The organism is Streptomyces sp. NPDC048197, assembly GCF_043202395.1.
GTDB lineage: Bacteria > Actinomycetota > Actinomycetes > Streptomycetales > Streptomycetaceae > Streptomyces > Streptomyces siderophoricus.
Genome location: NZ_JBIDAJ010000005.1, coordinates 85,342 through 105,815, shown reverse-complemented (window position 1 = coordinate 105,815; position 20,474 = coordinate 85,342). Strand labels below are relative to the sequence as shown.

The following is a 20,474-nucleotide window of genomic DNA, read 5'->3' as shown; positions in this document are numbered from 1 at the left end:
GACATGACGTCTTCGAAGGAAGGCCGCGCCGCGGCCCTGCCGCAGGACCTCCAGGAAGCCCTGCGCCGTCGTCTCGCCGGCAAGGCCGGCGGCCCGGCCGCCGGCGCCCGGACCGCGATCCCCCGCGCGGACCGGTCCGGGCCGCTGCCGCTGTCCTTCGCCCAGCAGCGGCTGTGGTTCCTCGACCAGCTGCGGCCCGGCGACGCCCGCTACAACAGCGCGGTCGCGCTGCGGCTCACCGGCAACCTGGACCGGGCCGCGCTCTCCCGGGCGCTGGACGCCGTGGTCGAGCGCCACGAAGCACTGCGCACCACGTTCGACGACCAGGACGGCCGGCCCGTACAGACCGTGCGGGCCCCGGCCCCCGTGCCGCTGCCGCTGCGGGACCTCGCGGACGAGCCGGACCGCGCCTCCGGGGCCGGTCCGGAGGCGGCGCTCGACGCGCTGCTGCTCGCCGAGTACTCCCGCCCGTTCGACCTGCGCACCGGGCCACTCCTGCGGGCCCTGCTGATCCGCACCGGCACCGACCAGCACGTCCTGCTGCTCACCGCGCACCACATCGTCACCGACGGCTGGTCGATGGGCGTGCTGCTGGAGGAACTCCGCACGCTCCACGACGCCTTCGCCGTGGGGGAGACGCCCGCCCTGGCGCCGGTGGCGACGCAGTACCCCGACTTCGCCGTGTGGCAGCGCGGCCGGCTGTCCGGCGCCCTGCTCCAGGAGCAGCTGTCCTACTGGACCAAGCAACTGGACGGAGTCGTCCCGCTGGAGCTGCCGCTCGACCACCCCCGCGACGGGGCGGAACCGGCCGGCGGCGCGGTGCACACCTTCCACGTCCCGCCGCGGACCACGGCCCGCCTCAGGAAGCTGGCGGCCGACCAGCACACCACCCTCTTCGCCGCGCTGATCGCCGGCTGCCAGGCGCTGTTCGCCCGCTGGTCCGGGCAGGACGACATCACCCTCGGATCCCTCACCCCCGGGCGGGGCCGCACCGAACTGGAGCGCGCGGTCGGCTTCTTCGTCAACACGGTCGTACTGCGCTGCCCGGTCGACACCGCCCGCCCCTACCGCGACCTGCTGGACACCGCGGCCGCCACCGTCCTCGACGCCTTCGCACACGACGACACCCCCTTCGAACGGCTGGTGGAGGCGGTCGGCGCGACCCGGGAAGCCGGCCGCAACCCGCTCTTCGACGTGATGGTCCTGCTCCACCCCGCCCCGCCCGCCGCCGCCGGCCTGCGCGGACTGACCGCCGAGAACGTCACCGTGCCCCGCCGCTCGGCCACCTTCGACCTCAGCGTGGAATTCGTGCCCGACGGGGACGGCCTGACCGGGCTGCTGGAGTACCGCACCGACCTCTTCGACGCCCCGACCGTGACGCGGATGGCCGAGCAACTCCTCCTGCTGCTCGACGGGGTGGCCGCCGAACCCGACCGGCCGCTGGGCGAGCTGCCGCTGCTCGCCGAGGACGACCGGCGGCGGCTGACCACCGAGTGGAACGACACCGCCCTGCCCGTCGCCCCCGCCACCTACCCCGGCGTCTTCGAGGCGCAGGCCGCCCGCACCCCGCACCACACCGCACTGGTCGCCGGCGCCACCACCCTGGACTACGCCGAACTCAACGCCCGTGCCAACCGGCTCGCCCACCACCTCATCCGCCGGGGCGCCGGCCCCGAACGGCTCGTCGCGCTGCGGCTGCCGCGCACCGCCGACATGATCGTGGCCCTCCTCGCCGTCCTCAAGTCCGGTGCCGGCTACCTGCCCATCGACCCCGAACTGCCCGCCGAACGCGTGGAGTTCCTGCTCGCCGACGCCCGGCCGATGCTGGTGCTCGACGAGCCCGCGCTGCGCGCCGTGCCCGGCGACCTGCCGGCGACGAACCCCACCGACGCCGACCGCCGCGCCCCGCTGCACCCCGGCCACACCGCCTACGTCATCTACACCTCCGGCTCGACCGGCCGTCCCAAGGGCGTCGCCGTCGAGCACCGGTCCCTGACCAACCTGCTGGCCGCCCACCGGCACGGCTTCGTCGCCGAGGCCGGCGGCGGACCGCTGCGGGTCGCCCTGACCGCGTCGTTCTCCTTCGACACCTCGCTGGAGGGCGTCCTGCTGATGGCCGACGGCCATCCCCTGCACCTGATCGACGAGACCACCCGGCTCGACCCGGCCGCGCTGGTCGAGTACGTCGTCACCCACCGCCTCGACTTCCTCGACCTCACCCCCTCCTACCTGCGCCAACTGCTGCCCGCCGGACTGCTCGGCGACCCCCGCCACCGGCCCCGGGTGCTGATGCTCGGCGGCGAGGCCGTCGGCCCCGCGCTGTGGCGGGAGCTGGCCGCGCTGCCCGACACCGCCGCGTACAACTTCTACGGCCCCACCGAATGCACCGTCGACGCACTGGCCGGCCGCATCACCGGCACCGGACGACCCGTGGTGGGCCGGCCGCTCGCCAACGTGCGCGCCTACGTCCTCGACGACCGGCTGCAGCCGGTACCGCCCGGTGTCGGCGGCGAGTTGTACCTCGCGGGCGCCCAGGTCGCCCGCGGCTATCTGCACCGCCCCGGCCTGACCGCCGCCCGCTTCACCGCCGACCCGTACGGACCGCCCGGCAGCCGGATGTACCGCACCGGCGACCTCGCCCGCTGGACGGCCGACGGACGGCTCGACTACCTCGGCCGCGCCGACGACCAGGTCAAGATCCGCGGCCACCGCATCGAACCCGGCGAGATCGAGGCGGCTCTGCTGGCCCTGCCGGACGTCGCCGAAGCGGCCGTCCTCGCCGTCGACACCGGCCAGGGCCACGCCCGGCTGGCCGCCTACGTGGCGCCCTCGGCCATCGGACGGCCCACCCCGTCCGCCCTGCGCGACGCCCTCGCCCGTACCCTGCCCGGCCACCTGGTGCCCGCCGCCTTCGTCGTCCTCGACGCCCTGCCGCTCAACAGCAGCGGCAAACTGGACCGGCGCGCCCTGCCGGCGCCCGACCTCGACGCGGCCCCGCGCGAGCGGGAGTTCGTCGCGCCGCGCACCCCGGCCGAGCGCGAACTGGCCGCCATCTGGTCCGAGGTCCTCGGCCTCGCCCGGGTGGGCGTGACGGACAACTTCTTCGAGCTGGGCGGCGACTCGATCCTCAGCATCCAGGCGGTCTCCCGGGCCCGCGCCGCCGGCTGGCAGCTGACCTCCCGGGACGTCTTCCGGCACCAGACCGTCGCCGACCTCGCCGCCGCGGTCGCCATGCGCACCGCCCCGTCGACCGCGCCCCGGCCGCAGCAGCACGCCGGCCCGGCCCCGCTCACCCCCATCCAGGAATGGTTCTTCGCCACCCACGGGCCGCAGCGGCACTTCACCATGTCGATGCTGCTCGACCTGCCGCACGACCTCGACCAGGCCGCCCTGGAACAGGCCCTGCACGCCCTCGCCGCACACCACCCCGCGCTGCGCACCCGCTTCGTCCGCACCGGCGACACCTGGCGCCAGCACCCCGGAGCGCCCGTGGCCCCCGGCCTGCTGACCCGGCACGACCTGTCCGGCACCGGCGGCACCGCCCGGGACACCGCCCGCACCGAGGCGGCCGACGCCGCCCGCGCCGCCCTGGACCCGGCCGCCGGCACCCTGCTGCGCGCCGCCCTGTTCCTGCCCGGCCCGGACGAGCGTCCCCAGCTGTTCCTGACGGCCCATCACCTGGCCGTCGACAGCGTCTCCTGGCGCATCCTCCTCGCCGACCTGGAAACCGCGTACCGCCAGGCCGCCGCCGGACGGCCGGTCCAACTGGAGCCCGCCGGCACGCCGTTCACCACCTGGGCGGCCACCCTCGTCCACCATGTCCAAAACGGCGGCCTCGACGACGACCTCGCCTACTGGAGCGCGCAGACCGCCGTACCGCGCACCCCGCTGCCGGCCGACCGCACCGGCACCCCGGTCGCCGGGTCGGTCCGCACCGTGCGCGCCCGCCTCGACCGCGACACCACCGAGGCCCTGCTCCGCCGGGTCCCCGGCGTGTACCGCACCCAGGTCAACGACGTGCTGCTGAGCGCACTGGGCCGGGTCCTCGCCGACTGGGCGGGCACCGACCGGGTGACGGTGGCGCTGGAGGGGCACGGCCGCGAGGACCTCCACGCCGAGGGCGACCCGGCCGCCGCTGACGCCCCCGACCTGTCCCGGACCGTCGGCTGGTTCACCACCCAGTACCCGGTCACCCTCACCCCGGCCGGACCGGCGGGCGACCCGGACTGGGGCGGCACTCTCAAGGCGGTCAAGGAGCAGCTGCGGGCCGTCCCGCGCCGCGGCCTCGGCTACGAGGCGCTGGCCCGCCTCGGCTCACCCGACCCGGCCGCCCGCGCCCTGCGCGACCGGCCGCTGCCCGAGGTCTGCTTCACCTACCACGGCCAGTGGGAGACCCCGCAGGACGCCGACTTCGCGCCTGCCGGCCCGGCCCCCGGCCGCGACCTGGCCGCCGACGCACGGCTCGACCACCTGCTGGACGTCTCCGCCGTAGTGGCCGACGGGGTGCTGGAACTGACCTGGCACTACAGCGACCAGGTGCACCACGAGGACACGGTCCGCGATCTGGCCGACGGCACGGTCCGCGCACTGGCCGGGATCGTCGCCCACTGCGCCCGGCCCGAGGCCGGCGGGCGCACCCCCTCCGACTTCCCCCTCACCGGACTGGACCAGGCCGGCCTCGACCGCCTCATCGGCGACGGCCGCGGCATCGAAGACCTCTACCCCCTGACGCCCCTCCAGGAGGGCATGCTCTTCCACCGCCTCGTCGGAGGGGACGACGGGGCGGGCGCGGGCGGCGATGTCTACCTCGACCAGGCCGCCCTGCTCCTCGACGGGGTGACCGAACCGGAGACCTTCGCCCGGGCCTGGCAGCGGGTGGCCGACCGGACCCCCGTACTGCGCACCTCCGTCGTCTGGGAGGGCGTACCGGCCCCACTGCAGATCGTCCACCGCCGGGCCACCGTGCCGGTCGTCCACCTGGACTGGCGCGACCTCGACGAGGCCACCCGCACGGACCGGCTGGCCCGTCTCCGCGCCGACGACCTGGCGCAGGGCCTCGATCTCGGCACCGCACCGCTGATGCGGCTCACCCTCATCCGGCTGCCCGGAGGGCAGCTGCGGCTGCTGTGGACCTCGCACCATCTGATCCTGGACGGCTGGAGCCTGGCGCAGGTGCTGACCGAGGTCTGCGAGGAGTACGCCGCCCTCAGCACCGGCCGGGACGTCACCCCGCCGGTCCGCCGCCCCTTCGCCGACCACGTCCGCCGGCTCGCCACCCGCGACGGCCGCGCCGCCGAGGAGCACTGGCGCACCGTCCTCGCCGGCTTCGCCACCCCGACCCCGCTGCCCTGCGACCGCCCGCCGCGCGAGGCGCACCGCGCCCGCTCCGCCGACGTCCTGGCCGCCGGTCTGACCCCCGAACGGTCCCGTGCGCTGGAGGACGCCGCCCGGTGCAGCGGCCTGACCCTCAACACCGTGGTGCAGGGCGCCTGGGCCCTGCTGCTGGCGCGCTACAGCGGGGAGCCGGACGTGGTGTTCGGCACCACTGTCTCCGGCCGCCCCGACGAACTGCCCGGCGTCGAAGACATGGTGGGCATGTTCATCAACACCCTGCCCACCCGGGTACGGGTCGAAGGCCACCGCACGGCCGCCGACTGGCTGCGGGACCTCCAGGACGCCCAGTCCGAGTCCCGGCGCTTCGAGACCGTCTCGCTGGCCCAGCTGACCTCGCTCAGCGACGTACCGGCCGGCACCGCCCTCTTCGACAGCATGGTCGCCTTCGAGAACTACCCCTTCGACGAGGCCCGGACCTCCGGCGCCGGTGTGCGCATCCTGGACGTCTCCTCCCTGGACGCCACCAACTTCCCGCTGGCGCTCCGCGCCCACCACGGCGACCGCCTCGGCTTCGACCTCGCCTACGACCCCGCCCTCTTCGACGCGGACACCGTCCGCTCCCTCGCCGACCGGCTGTGCCTGCTGCTCGACGAGATCGCCGCCGATCCCGAACGGCCGCTGCGCGACCTGGCCTGGACGACAGCCGAGGAACGCCGGCGGATGCTGGTGGACTGGAACGGCTCCGCGCACGGCCGGCCCGAGCGGACCCTGGTCGACCTGTTCGAGGAGCAGGCGGCGCGCACCCCCGACGCCCCCGCCGTGACCTGCTCCGGCGACACCCTCAGCTACGCCCAGCTCAACGACCGGGCACAGCAGTTGGCGCACCGGCTGGCCGCGTCCGGAGCCGGCCCCGAGCGCTTCGTGGCGCTCGCCCTGCCCCGCTCGACGGACCTGCTGGTGGCGCTCGTGGCGGTGCTCAAGACCGGCGGGGCGTACGTACCCGTCGACCCGGATCTTCCCGGCGACCGCATCGCCCACCTGCTCACCGACGCCGCCCCAGCCCTGCTCGTCACCACCACCGCGGTCGCCGGACGACTCGGCGGCAACGCCGTGCCGCGACTCCTCCTCGACGACCCCGAGGTCCGCGCCGACCTGGCCCGGCGCCCCGCCACCGGCCTCGCGCCGGAGTACCGCCCGCTGCCGGAGAGCCCCGCCTACGTCATCTACACCTCGGGCTCCACCGGCCGGCCCAAGGGCGTGGTCGTCCCGCACGCCAACGTGGTGCGGCTGTTCTCCACCACCCGCGAGAGCTTCGGCTTCGACGCGCACGACGTGTGGACCCTGTTCCACTCCTACGCCTTCGACTTCTCCGTGTGGGAGATCTGGGGCGCCCTGCTGCACGGCGGCCGCCTCGTCGTGGTCCCGCACGACATCGCCCGGTCCCCGGCGGACCTCCTCCGCCTGCTGGCGGACGAGCGGGTCACCGTGCTCAACCAGACGCCCTCCGCGTTCTACCCGCTGATGCGTGCCGACGCCGAACACCCGGAACTCAGCGGCAGGTTGACGCTCCGGTACGTCATCTTCGGCGGCGAAGCCCTCGACCTCGGCCGGCTCACCGAGTGGTACGAGCGGCACCCGGACACCGCCCCGGCCCTGGTCAACATGTACGGCATCACCGAGACCACCGTGCACGTCACCCACGCACCGCTCGACCGCGCCACGGTGACCGGCGCCACCGGCAGTGCCATCGGCTCCGGCCTGCCCGACCTGCGGCTCCATGTGCTCGACGGCGCTCTCGCCCCCGTGCCGCCCGGCGCCGTCGGCGAACTGTACGTGGCCGGCGAGGGCCTGGCCCGCGGCTATCTGAACCGCCCCGGCCTGACCGCCGCCCGGTTCGTCGCCAACCCCTTCGGGCCGCCCGGCACCCGGATGTACCGCACCGGCGACCGCGTCCGGTGGCGGCGCGACGGCACGCTGGTGTACCTCGGCCGGGCCGACCAGCAGGTCAAGATCCGTGGCTTCCGCATCGAACCCGGCGAGATCGAGGCCGCGCTGAACGCCCACCCCGCGATCGGCGCATCCGTGGTCTCCGTGCGCGAGGACACCCCCGGCGTGCGGCGGCTGGTCGCCCATGTCGTCGGCGCCGGCCGGCAGGCCCCGCCGTCCGCCGCCGCACTCCGCGCCCACCTGGAACGGACCCTGCCCGCCCATATGGTCCCCGCGGCCTATGTGGCCCTGGACGCGCTGCCGCTGACCGTCAACGGCAAACTCGACCACCGGGCGCTGCCCGCCCCCGGCCCGGACGGTTTCGCCGCCGGCGAGCAGCGCACCGCCCCGCGCACCGCGGCGGAACGGCTGGTCGCCGGCGTCTGGGCCGAGGTCCTGGACACCGAGGAGATCGGCGTCGAGGACAGCTTCTTCGCGCTGGGTGGCGACTCGATCCTCGCCATCCGCGTCACCTCACGGCTGCGCGCCGCCTTCGGCGTGGACGTCTCACCGCGGCTGCTGTTCACCCGGCCGACGGTGGCCGCCCTGGCCGCCGCACTGCCCGACCCGGCCGCGGACCGCCGGCCACCGGCCGACCCGATCCCGCCGGCCGACCGCGACCGCGCCCTCCCGCTGTCGTTCGCCCAGCAACGCCTGTGGTTCCTCGACCACTTCGAGCCCGGCAGCACCGAATACCTGACCTTCTTCGTGCTGCGCCTGCGCGGCCGGCTCGACGAGGCCGCACTGCACACCGCCCTGGACGGCCTGGTGGCCCGGCACGAACCACTGCGCACCACCTTCGCCGAGCAGGACGGCCGCGCCCGCCAGCACGTCCACCCGCCCCGCCCGGTGGACCTGCCGACGCACGACCTGTCCGCCGTCCCGGCCGACGCGCGCCCGGGCGCCCTCGACGAGTTGCTCACCGACGAGGCCGCCACCCCCTTCGACCTGGGCCGCGGACCGCTGCTGCGCACCCGGCTGATCCGCCTCGCCGCGGACGAGCACGTACTGACCCTGGCCCTGCACCACATCGTCACCGACGGCTGGTCCACCGCCGTCCTCGGCCGGGACCTGGGCGAGCTGTACGCCGCCGCCCTGCAGGGCCGCCGCCCCGACCTGCCCCCGCTGCCCGTCCAGTACGCCGACTACGCCGCCTGGCAACGCGCCCGGTCCGCCGACGCCGAGCAGCAACTCACCTACTGGCGTGAGCAGTTGGCCGACCTCGCCCCGCTGGAGCTGCCCACCGACCGGCCCCGGCCCGCGGTGCGCAGCAAGAACGGCGCACTGCTGGAGTTCTCGCTGCCCGCCGCGCTGACCGAACGGCTGCGGGAGACCGGCCGGCGCGCCGACGCCACCCTCTACATGACCCTGCTCGCGGCCTGCCAGGTCCTCCTCGCCCGCTGGGCCGGCCAGGAGGACATCGCCGTCGGCACCGTGACCGCCGGCCGCGAACGCCCCGAACTGGAGCATCTGGTCGGCATGTTCGTGAACACCCTCGTGCTGCGCAGCCGGGTGCGCGCCGAGGAGCCGTTCGACGCGCTGCTCTCGCAGGTACGCGGCACCGTCCTGGACGCCTTCGGCCACCAGGACGTGCCGTTCGAGCGGGTCGTCGACGCGCTCCAGCCGGAACGGGACACCAGCCGCACCCCGCTGTTCCAGGTCATGGTCGCCCTGCACAACCTGGGCGGCCGGGCGCCGCACCTGCCCGGTCTGGACGTCGAGACGGTCCAGCCGCCGGTCCGGAGCGCCGCCTTCGATCTCGGCCTCGACTTCGTCGAGCAGGACGGCGGCGGCCTCACCGGCTTCGTCGAGTACCACACGGACCTGTTCGACCGGGACACCGTCGAGCGGCTGACCGGCCGGCTGCGCCTGCTGCTGGAAGCGGTCGCCGACGACCCCGGACGCCCGGTGGGCGAGCTGCCGCTGCTGTCCGACGCGGAGCGCCACCAGGTGCTGGAGGAGTGGCAGGGCGCCACTCTGCCGGTGCCCGCCGCCACGTTCCCGGAGCTGTTCGAGGCCCAGGTGGCCCGTACCCCGCACGCCACCGCACTGGTGGCGCGGGACGCCACCCTCGACTTCGCGGAGCTCAACACCCGCGCCAACCGGCTGGCCCACCACCTCATCTCGCTCGGGGTCGGCCCCGAGCGGGTGGTCGCCGTCCAACTCCCGCGCACCACCGAGATGTTCGTGGCGCTGCTGGCCGTCCTCAAGGCCGGCGGCACCCAGCTGTCCGTCGACCCGGAACTGCCCCCGGACCGGGTGGCCTACCTCCTCGCGGACGCCGCACCGAGGACCGTCCTCACCCCCGACGCGCTGCGCGACGCCCCGCTGGACCGGCAGCCCACCCACAACCCCACCGACGCCGACCGCATCGCACCGCTCCACCCCGCCCACACCGCCTACCTCACCTACACCTCCGGCTCCACCGGCCGCCCCAAGGGCGTCGCCGTCGAACACCGCCAGCTCGTCAACCTCTGCCACGACCACCGCGAAGGGCTGGTCGCCCCGCACACCACCGACGGCACCCCGCTGCGCGCCGCGCTGAGCGCCGCCTTCTCCTTCGACACCTCCTGGGAGGGCCCGCTGCTGCTGGCCCTCGGACAGCAGGTGCACCTGATCGACGAGGACGTACGGCTCGACCCGGCCGCGTTCGTCGCACAGATCACCGCCCAGCGCCTGGACTGCCTCAACGTGACGCCGTCCTTCCTCCACGAGCTGCTGGCCGCCGGACTGTTCACCACCGACGGCCACCGCCCCCGGATCGTCCTGATCGGCGGCGAAGCCGTCGGCACCGCCGCCTGGCAGCAGCTCCGCGCGCTGCCCGGCGTCACCGCGTACAACATCTACGGCCCCACCGAATGCACCGTCGACGCCGTCTACGGACGCTTCACCGACCACGCCGCGCACCCGGTCATCGGACGGCCCGGCCGCAACCTGCGCGCCTACGTCCTCGACGGCGCGCTGCGCCCCGTACCGGTCGGCGTGCCCGGTGAGCTCTACCTGGCCGGCGCGCAGGTCACCCGCGGCTACCGGGGCCGGCCGGGCCTGACCGCCGGGCGCTTCGTCGCCGACCCGTTCGGCCCGCCCGGCACCCGGATGTACCGCACCGGCGACCGTGCCCGCCGGCACCCCGACGGACTCCTGGAGTTCCTCGGACGCACCGACGACCAGGTCAAGATCCGCGGCTTCCGCATCGAGCCCGGCGAGGTCGAGGCGGCCCTCCTCGACCACCCCGAGGTCGGCGACGCCGTCGTCGCGGCCCGCACCCAGACCGGCCGCACGATGCTGGTGGCCTACGTCGTGCCGAGCGGCACCCGGCAGCCCGCCGCCGATGAACTCCGCGTCCACCTGCGACGTACGCTGCCCGACTACATGGTCCCCGCGGCCTTCGTCCCGCTCGCGCGGGTGCCCCGGACCAGCAGCGGCAAGACCGACCGGCGCGCCCTGCCCGCACCCCCGCTCCAGCCGGACACCGACACCCCGTACGTCGCCCCGCGCACCGACACCGAGACCCTGCTCGCCGGCATCTGGGCCGAGGTGCTCGGCACGCCCCGGATCGGCGTCGAGGACAACTTCTTCGCCCTCGGCGGCGACTCCATCCTCAGCATCCAGATCGTCTCCCGGGCCCGCCAGGCCGGCCTCGCCCTCACCTCCAAGGACGTCTTCCGCCACCAGACCGTCGCCGAACTCGCCCTGCGCACCGCATCGGTGGCCGCCCCGCCGGCCGACGCCGCCACCCCGGCCGGACCGGCGCCGCTCACGCCCATCCAGCACTGGTACCTCGACGGCCGCCGGCCCGGCGACCGGATGCACTTCACCATGACCCAGCGGCTGGCACTGGCCCCCGGCACCGACCCGGAGGCCCTGCGCCGCGCCGTCGACGCCCTGATCGCCCACCACCCGGCACTGCGCACCCGGTTCCGGCACACCGACGGCACCTGGCACCAGGAGGTGCTGCCCGCCGCCCCGGGGGACGTCTTCGCGCACCACGACCTGACCGGCCTCGACGACCGCGCGCAGGAGGACGCCGTCCAGCGCGCGGCCACCGACGCACAGACCTCCCTGGACCCCACCGAGGGCCGCGTGGTACGCGCCCTCCTCTTCGACCGCGGCCCCGTACACCCGCCCCAACTCCTGCTCACCGCACACCACTTGGTCATCGACGGGGTGTCCTGGCGCATCCTGCTGGCCGACCTGGAGGCCGCCCACCGCAACACCGCCGCCGGCCACCCGGCCGGCCTGCCCCCGGCGAGCACCGGCTACGCACAGTGGGCCGACCGCCTGCAACGGCACACCCGCGCCGGCGCCTTCGCGGACGACCTGCCGTACTGGACCCGGGTCTGCGGCACGCCCGCCGCCCTCCCCGTCGACCGGCCCGGCGCCCGCCCGCAGGGCGCCGCCGCCACCGTGACCGTCCGCCTGGACCGGGACGCGACCGACGCCCTGCTGCGCCAGGTACCGGACGTCTACCGCACCCAGGTCAACGACGTGCTGCTCAGCGCCCTCGGCCGCACCCTGAGCCGCTGGAGCCGCCGGGACACCGTCCTCCTCGGCATCGAGGGACACGGCCGCGAGGACCTCTTCGACGACCTGGACCTGTCCCGCACCGTCGGCTGGTTCACCGCGGAATTCCCGCTCGCGCTGACCGTCGACCCGGACGCCGACTGGCGCGACACCCTCCGGTCCGTCAAGGAACAACTGCGCGCCGTCCCGCGGCGCGGACTGAGCTACGGCGCGCTGCGCCACCTCGCCCCGGACGCCCCGCTGCCCGACGCGCCCCGGCCGCGCATCGGCTTCAACTACCACGGCCGGTGGGACGTCGCCGCCACGGACCGGCCGGCGGACGACGGCCTCTACCGCGCCGCCCTGCCGCCCGCCGGCCAGGACACCGACCCCGCCGAGGAACGCAGCTGTCTGCTGGACGTGACCGGCGTGGTCCAGGACGGCCGGCTCGAACTGGGCTGGACCTACCCGCCCGCCGTCTACGACGAGTCCACCGTGCGCCGCCTCGCCGAGGACACCCTCACGGCGCTGCACGAGATCGTCGCGCACTGCGCCCGCCCGGACACCGGCGGCCGCACCCCCTCCGACTTCCCGCTCGCCGGACTCGACCAGCACCAGGTGGACCTGCTCGCCGGCGACGGCCGCGACGTGGCGGACATCCATCCGCTGACCCCGCTCCAGGCCGGCATGCTCTTCCACCAGCTGGTCGACGACGCCGGCGCCTACTTCGACCAGATGGCGGTCCGGATCGCCGGCATCGCCGACCCGCACGCCTTCGCCGCCGCCTGGCAGCGGGTCGCCGACCACACCCCGGCCCTGCGCAGCAGCGTCCACTGGCACGGCCTGCCGCACCCCGTCCAGGTCGTCCACCGGCACGCCGTCCTGCCCGTCACCCACCACGACTGGCGGGCACTGACGCCCGGCGAACGCGACCGGGCGCTGGAGAGGCTGCTCGCCGAGGAACGCGCCACCGGCGTGGACCTCACCCGCGCCCCGCTCAGCCGGATCGCGGTGGCCGCGCTCCCCGACGACGAGATCGTCCTGGTGTGGTCCTCGCACCACCTGATGCTCGACGGGTGGAGCACCGGCCAGATCTTCACCGACGTGTGTGCGCAGTACGCCGCCGCGGCCCGCGGCGCCACCGTCCGCCCGCCGGCCCGCCGCCCGTTCCGGGACTTCCTCCAGTGGCTGGCGGACCAGGACGAGGAGCAGGCCGAGCGGCACTGGGCCGACGCGCTGGCCGGATGCACCGCCCGCACCCCGCTGCCGTACGACCGGCGGCCCACCGAGGCGCACCGCGCCCGGGCGACCGACAGCGTCGCCGTCGAACTGACCCCCGAGGTCTCCGACCGGCTGCGCACCATGGCCAAACGCCACGGCCTCACCGTCAACACCGTCGTCCAGGGCGCCTGGGCGCTGCTGCTGGCCCGCTCCGGCGGCCGCCGCGACGTCGTGTTCGGCACCACCGTCTCCGGCCGTCCGGCCGAGCTCGCCGGTGTGGCCTCCATGGTCGGCATGTTCATCAACACCGTCCCGACCCGGGCCCGGATCGACGGCGCCCGGACCGTACCGGACTGGCTGCGCGACCTCCAGGAGCAGCAGAGCGACTCCCGCCGCTACGACTTCGTCTCACTCGCCCGCATCCAGGCACTGAGCGAACTCCCCGCGGGGGAGCCGCTGTTCGACAGCATGGTGGTCTTCGAGAACTACCCCTTCGACGAGACCGCCGCGGCCGGCGCCGGCATCCGCATCACCGACGTGCGCGCCGACGACGCCCCCACCTTCCCGCTGTGCCTGCGCGCCTACCTCGCCGACCGCCTCGGCTTCGGCCTCGCCTACGACCCGGCGCTGTTCGACCGCACCACCGTGGAGCACACCGCGGACCGGCTGCGGGCCCTGCTCACCGCCCTCGCCGACGGCACCGCCCGTACCCTGGACGACCTCGACCCGCTCACCGACGCCGACCGCACCCTGCTGCACCGGTGGAACACCCCGGCACGCCGAACGCCGCCCGGTTCACCGGTGTCCCGCTTCGCCGAGCAGGTGCGCCGCACCCCGGACGCCCTCGCCGTCACCGACCCCGAACAGGAGGTGACATACCGTCAGCTCAACGACTGGGCAGACAAGCTGGCCCACCGCCTGCTTGCCGCGGGGCTGCCCGCCGAGGGCCGGGTGGCGCTGCTCATGGAGCGTTCGGTGGCGCTCGTCGTGGCCCAGCTCGCGGTCCTCAAGGCCGGCGGCGCCTACGTCCCGGTGGACGTCCGCGCCCCCGAGGAGCGCCGCCGCACCCTGCTCCAGCAGGCGGGGGTCACGGTGCGGCTGACCGACCGGGACGTGACCGACGCCCGCACCGACGGTCCGGCCGGCCCACCGCCGGCACCGGCCACCGACCCCGACCGCCTCGCGTACGTGATGTTCACCTCCGGATCGACCGGCGAGCCCAAGGCCGTCGGCGTGCGCCACCGCGACGTGGCCGCGCTCGCCACCGACAGCCGCTTCCGGGGCCCCGGCTGCCAACGGGTTCTGCTGCACTCTCCGGTGGCGTTCGACGCCGCCACCTTCGAGGTCTGGGCGCCGCTGCTGAACGGCGGCCGCATCGTCGTCGCCCCGCCGGGCGCGGTCGACGCGGCCCTGCTGCGGCGGCTGGCCGGTGGGGGAGAGGTGACCGCGCTGTGGCTGACGGCCGGGCTGTTCCGGCTGCTGGCGCAGGACGCGCCGGACTGCTTCGCAGGGCTGCGCCAGGTGTGGACCGGCGGCGACGTGGTCCCGGCCACGGCCGTCCGCCGGGTCCTGGACGCCTGCCCCGGCCTGACCGTCGTGGACGGCTACGGCCCGACCGAGACCACCACCTTCGCCACCACCCACGCCATGACCGACACGGCCGCGGTGCCCGACCCGGTGCCCATCGGACGCCCCCTCGACGACATGCGGGTGCACGTCCTCGACACCCGGCTGCGGCCCGTACCGCCCGGCACGGCCGGCGAGCTCTACCTGGCCGGCGAGGGCGTCGCCCGCGGCTATCTCGGCCGGCCCGGTGCGACCGCCGAACGCTTCCTCGCCGACCCGTCCGGCCCGCCCGGCACCCGCATGTACCGCACCGGCGACCTCGCCCGCCGGCACCCCGACGGCACCGTCGAGTTCCTCGGCCGCGCCGACGACCAGGTCAAGATCCGCGGCTTCCGGGTCGAACCCGGCGAGGTCGAGGGCGCCCTCGCCGCCCATCCGGCCGTCGCGGACGTGGCCGTGGTGGCCCGCGAAGGACGGTCCGGCGCCAAACAGCTCGTCGCCTACGTCGTCGGACACGACGGACTCGACCCCGACGCGCTGCACGCCCACGCCCGCCGCACCCTGCCCGACTACCTCGTGCCCACCGCCGTCGTCCCGCTGGACGCGCTGCCGCTGAGCGCCAACGGCAAGGTCGACCGGGCCGCCCTGCCGGCACCCGACGCCGCCACCGGCCGAGCCGAAGCCGTCGCACCACGCACCGACGCCGAACGCCGCACCGCCGCCATCTGGGCCGACGTCCTCGGCGTGCCCGAGGTCGGCGTGACGGACGACTTCTTCGCCCTCGGCGGCGACTCCATCCTCAGCATCCGGCTCACCTCACGGCTGGCGGAGGCGTTCGGCACCGGGCTGACCCCGCGGGCGGTGTTCACCCACCCGACACCGGCCGCCCTCGCCGCCCTGCTCACCGCGCCCGAACAGCCCGCCGACCGGCCGGGCACCGCCCTGGTCCCGGTCGGCCGCGACACCCCGCTGCCGCAGTCCTTCGCCCAGCAACGCCTGTGGTTCCTGGACTCGTTCGCGCCGGAGAGCACCGAGTACCTCACCCCGCTCGCCCTGCGGCTGCGCGGCCGGCTGGACACCACCGCGCTCACCGCCGCCCTGACCGCACTGGTGGCCCGGCACGAGTCGCTGCGCACCACCTTCGACTCCGTCGACGGCCAGGGCGTCCAGATCGTCCACCCGCCGCAGGACGTCCCGCTGCCGCTGCACGACCTGACGGAACTGCCGCCCGCCGACCGCCCGGCGCGGCTGGCGCAGCTGCTCGCCGACGAGCGCACCCGCCCCTTCGACCTGCGCCGCGGGCCCCTGCTGCGGGCCGGGCTGATCCGGCTCGCGGACGACCACCACGTGCTGACCCTGACCCTGCACCACATCGTCACCGACGGCTGGTCGACCGGGATCCTCACCGGCGACCTGGCCCACCTCTACCGCGCCGCGCTGACCGGCACCCCGGCCACCCTGCCGCCGCTGCCCGTGCAGTACGCCGACGTCGCCCAGTGGCAGCGCACCGCGCTCACCGGCCCGGCCGCCGAGGACCAACTGCGCTGGTGGAAGGACCGGCTGACCGGCATCGAACCGCTCCAACTGCCCACCGACCGGCCCCGGCCGCCGGTCCGCACCCGGCACGGCGCCACGACCGGGCTCGTCCTGCCGCCGGAAACCGCCCGCCGGCTCACCGAGTTCGGCCGGACCCGGCAGACCACCCTGTTCATGACCCTGGTCGCCGCGGTCCAGACGCTCCTCGCCCGGCTCTCCGGACAGCGGGACATCGCCGTCGGCACGGTCACCTCGGGCCGCGAACGCCCGGAGACCCAGCGGCTGATCGGCTTCTTCGTCAACACCCTGGTACTGCGCTCCACCGTCGAACCGGAGCGGTCCTTCCCGGACTTCCTCGCCGACGTCCGCGACACCGTGCTGGACGCCTTCGCCCACCAGGACGTGCCGTTCGAGCGGGTGGTGGACGAGGTCCAGCCGGACCGCGACACCAGCCGCACCCCGCTCTTCCAGGCCATGGTGGTGCTGCAGAACGCCCCCGGCGCGCCGATGGACCTGCCCGGCCTCCAGGTCAGCGACATCGAGCCCGAGCGTGAAGAGGCGCCCTTCGACCTCACCCTGGAGTTCGCCGAGGCGGACTCCGGCGCCCTGCACGGGCTGCTCACCTACCACACCGACCTGTTCGACGCGGACACCGCCCGCCGGATCGCCGACCAGCTCACCACCCTGCTCACCGCCCTCGCCGACGACCCCGAACGCCCCCTCGGCGCGCTCCCGCTGGCGCCCGCCGAGGAACTGCGGCGCCTGCTCACCGACCGGCACGGCGACGCCCCCCAGGTCCCGCCGGCCACCCTGCCCGAGCTGTTCGCACGGCAGGTCATTCAGCACCCCGACGCCCCCGCCGTCGCCGACGGCGACCGCGTGCTGACCTACGCCGAGCTGGACACCGCCGCCAACCGCCTGGCCCACCGGCTGATCTCCCGCGGGGTCGGCCCCGAGCGCCTGGTCGCACTGGCGCTGCCGCGCGGCGCCGACATGGTCGTGGCGCAACTGGCGGTGGCGAAGGCCGGCGGCGCGTTCCTGCCCGTCGACCCCGCCTACCCGGCCGAACGACGGGAGTTCATGGTCCGCGACTCCGCGGCGGCCCTGGTCCTCGACGACCCGGCGGACGTGTGGTGCCCCGACGGCCCCGCGACCTCCCCCACCGACGCGGACCGCCTCGCCCCCCTCACCACCGGCCACCCCGCCTACGTCATCTACACCTCCGGCTCCACCGGCACCCCCAAGGCCGTGGTCGTCCCGCACACCGGCCTCGCCGGCTTCGCCGCGGCCGCCGCCGACCGCTACGACGTACACCCCGGCGACCGGGTCCTCCAGTTCGCCTCGCCCAGCTTCGACGCCTCCGTCCTGGAGCTGTGCATCTCCCTGCTCGCCGGCGCCACCCTGATCGCGGGGGAGGAGGGACCGCTGGTCGGCGACCGGCTCGCCCAGGTGCTCGCCGACCGGCGGATCACCCACACCCTGATCCCGCCCGCCGCACTCGCCACCGTCCCGCCCGGAACCGCCCGCACCCTCCCGGACCTGCGCACCCTCATCGTCGGCGCCGAGGCCTGCCCGGCCGACCTCGTCGACCACTGGGCCCCGGGCCGCCGCATGATCAACTCCTACGGCCCGACCGAAGCCACCGTGGTGGCCACCTGGACCGGACCACTCACCCCCGGAGCGGGCGCCCCGCCCATCGGCCACCCCGTCGCCGGCACCCGCGCCTACGTCCTGGACGGCGCCCTGCGCCCCGTACCGGTCGGCGTCACCGGCGAGCTGTACGTGGCCGGAGCCGGACTCGCCCGCGGCTACCTGGCCCGCCCCGGACTGACCGCCACCCGCTTCGCGGCCGACCCGTACGGCCCGCCCGGCAGCCGGATGTACCGCACCGGAGACCTGGTGCGGTGGGGCGCCGACGGCCAACTGCGCTACGCCGGACGCGCCGACGACCAGGTCAAGGTCCGCGGCTACCGCATCGAACCCGGCGAGATCGAGAGCGCACTGCGGCGCGCCCCGCAGGTCCGGGACGCCGCCGTCGTGGTCCGCACCACCGGCACCTCAGGCGCCGAGTCAGGCGCCGGGCCCGCCGCCCCCGGCCGGCTGGTCGCCTACGTCGTCCCCGCCGACGGGCCACCGGAGGCCCTGGATGTGCAGGAACTGCGCACCGACCTCGCCCACACCCTCCCGTCCCACATGGTGCCGTCGGTGTTCGTCCCACTGACAGAGCTGCCCCTCACCCCCAACGGCAAGACCGACCGCCGGGCCCTGCCCGCACCCGCCCCGTCCACCGCCCCCAGCGCCCACCACGTCGCCCCGCGCACGGACACCGAACGCCGCATCGCCCAGATCTGGGCCGAGGTCCTCGGCCTCGACACCGTGGGCGCCGACGACAACTTCTTCGCCCTCGGTGGCGACTCCATCCTCAGCATGCAGGTCGTCTCACGACTGCGCCGCACCGGACTGCACCTCGCCACCAAGGACCTGTTCACCCATCAAACGGTCGCCGAACTGGCCACCGTGGTGACCACCGGACCCCACCGGACCGACGACGGCCCGGTCACCGGCGACCTGCCCCTCACCCCCATCCAGCACTGGTTCCTGACCACCCCCCGCGCCAACCACCACCACTTCAACCAGTCCGCACTGCTCGAACTCGCCGGCGCACCCGACCCCACCGCACTGGAAGCGGCACTCACCGCCCTCCTCACCCACCACGACGCCCTCCGGCTGCGCTTCACCGAACAGGACGGCCGCTGGCACCAGCACAACCCGCCCCCGCCCGCCACCCCGGACCGCGTCCTCTCCCACCGTGACCTGACCGGCCTCACCCCCGACCAGACCGACACCGCCCTCCGCACGACCGCCGACACCCTGCACACCGGCTTCGACATCGGCCGGGGCCCGCTGCTCCGCGCCGCGCTCTTCACCGGCGGCCAGGACCGGCCCAGCTACCTGCTCCTGGTGGCCCACCACCTCGTCATCGACGCGGTGGCCTGGCGGATCCTCCTGGACGACCTGGACACCGCCTACCACCAGGCCGCCCAGGGCCACCCGGTCACGCTCGGCGCCCGCACCACCTCCTTCCGCGACTGGGCACGCGGCCTCGCCGCACACGTCGCCGCGGGCGCCTTGGACCACGAACTCCCGTACTGGGAAGAGGCGTTGGCCTCCGCCCCGCTCCCCGTGGACCACACCCCGGAGCCCGCGACCGCCGCCGAAACCAGGACCCTGACCATCGGCCTGGACGAACCCGACACCACCGCACTCCTCCGGGCCGCCCCCACCGCCTACCGCACCCGCATCAACGACGTCCTGCTCGCCGCCCTCGCCCTCGCGCTGGCCCGCTGGACCGACCGCGACCGGGTCTCCGTGGACCTTGAAGGGCACGGTCGCGAGGACGTCCTGGACGGTGTCGACCTCTCCCGGACCGTCGGCTGGTTCACCACCGTCCACCCGGTCGGCCTGCACATCCCCGACCGCACCGACCTCGGCCCCACCCGGGACTGGCGCGCCCTGGTCAAGTCCGTCCGACGGCAACTCCGCACCGTCCCCGGCAACGGCCTCGGCTTCGGCGCCCTGCGCACCTACGGCAGCCCGGACATCCGCCAACGCCTGGAGCGCACCGGCCACGGCCAACTCGTCTTCAACTACCTTGGCCAATGGGACTCCCGCCGCACGGGCACCGGCACCGACACCGACGGCGGCCTGATCCGCACCGAACACGGCAGCTTCGGCCAGGACCACGACCCGCGCGACCCCGGCTCCCACCTCCTGGAGGCGGTCGGTGCCGTCCAGAACGGCCGCCTCACCTTCACCTGGCACTACCGCCCCGACACCCACGAGGAGACCACCGTCCGCGCCGTCGCCGAGGACTTCACCGAGGCCCTCCACCAGATAGCCAGGCACGCCGCCCGTAACAGCCCCTGAACCACCCACCCGACCCACCACACACTCACTCAACCCCAACCACCCAACCCACCCTCACTCAAGGAGAATCGACATGGACGAGAACGCCCGCTACCAGGTCCTGCGCAACGACGAGGACCAGTACTCGCTCTGGCTCGCCGACCTGGAGATCCCCGCCGGCTGGCACGCCGTCGGCAAGGAGGGCACCCAGGACGAGTGCTCCGCCTACGTCGACGAGGTCTGGACCGACATGCGCCCCCGCAGCCTCCGCGAGCGCATGGAGAGCGCCGACGCCTGACGCTCGTCACCGGCACCGTGGGGGGGGGGGCCCCCCCCCCCCCCCCCCCCCCCCCCCCCCCCCCCCCCCCCCCCCCCCCCCCCCCCCCCCGCCGCAGCCGCGCCCCCCGCCCCCCCCCCCCCCC

2 protein-coding genes are annotated in these 20,474 nt (G+C 75.2%); both read left to right on the top strand.

What is annotated here, in order from left to right:
* Positions 1 to 3 precede the first annotated feature (3 nt).
* Complete coding sequence (locus tag ACGF4C_RS09300; protein ID WP_393564659.1) at positions 4 to 20,073, top strand: non-ribosomal peptide synthase/polyketide synthase; 20,070 nt, start codon at positions 4 to 6, stop codon at positions 20,071 to 20,073.
* A gap of 73 nt (positions 20,074 to 20,146) precedes the next feature.
* Positions 20,147 to 20,350, top strand: a complete 204-nt coding sequence (locus tag ACGF4C_RS09295; RefSeq protein WP_030411649.1) for an MbtH family NRPS accessory protein — start codon at positions 20,147 to 20,149, stop codon at positions 20,348 to 20,350.
* Positions 20,351 to 20,474 lie beyond the last annotated feature (124 nt).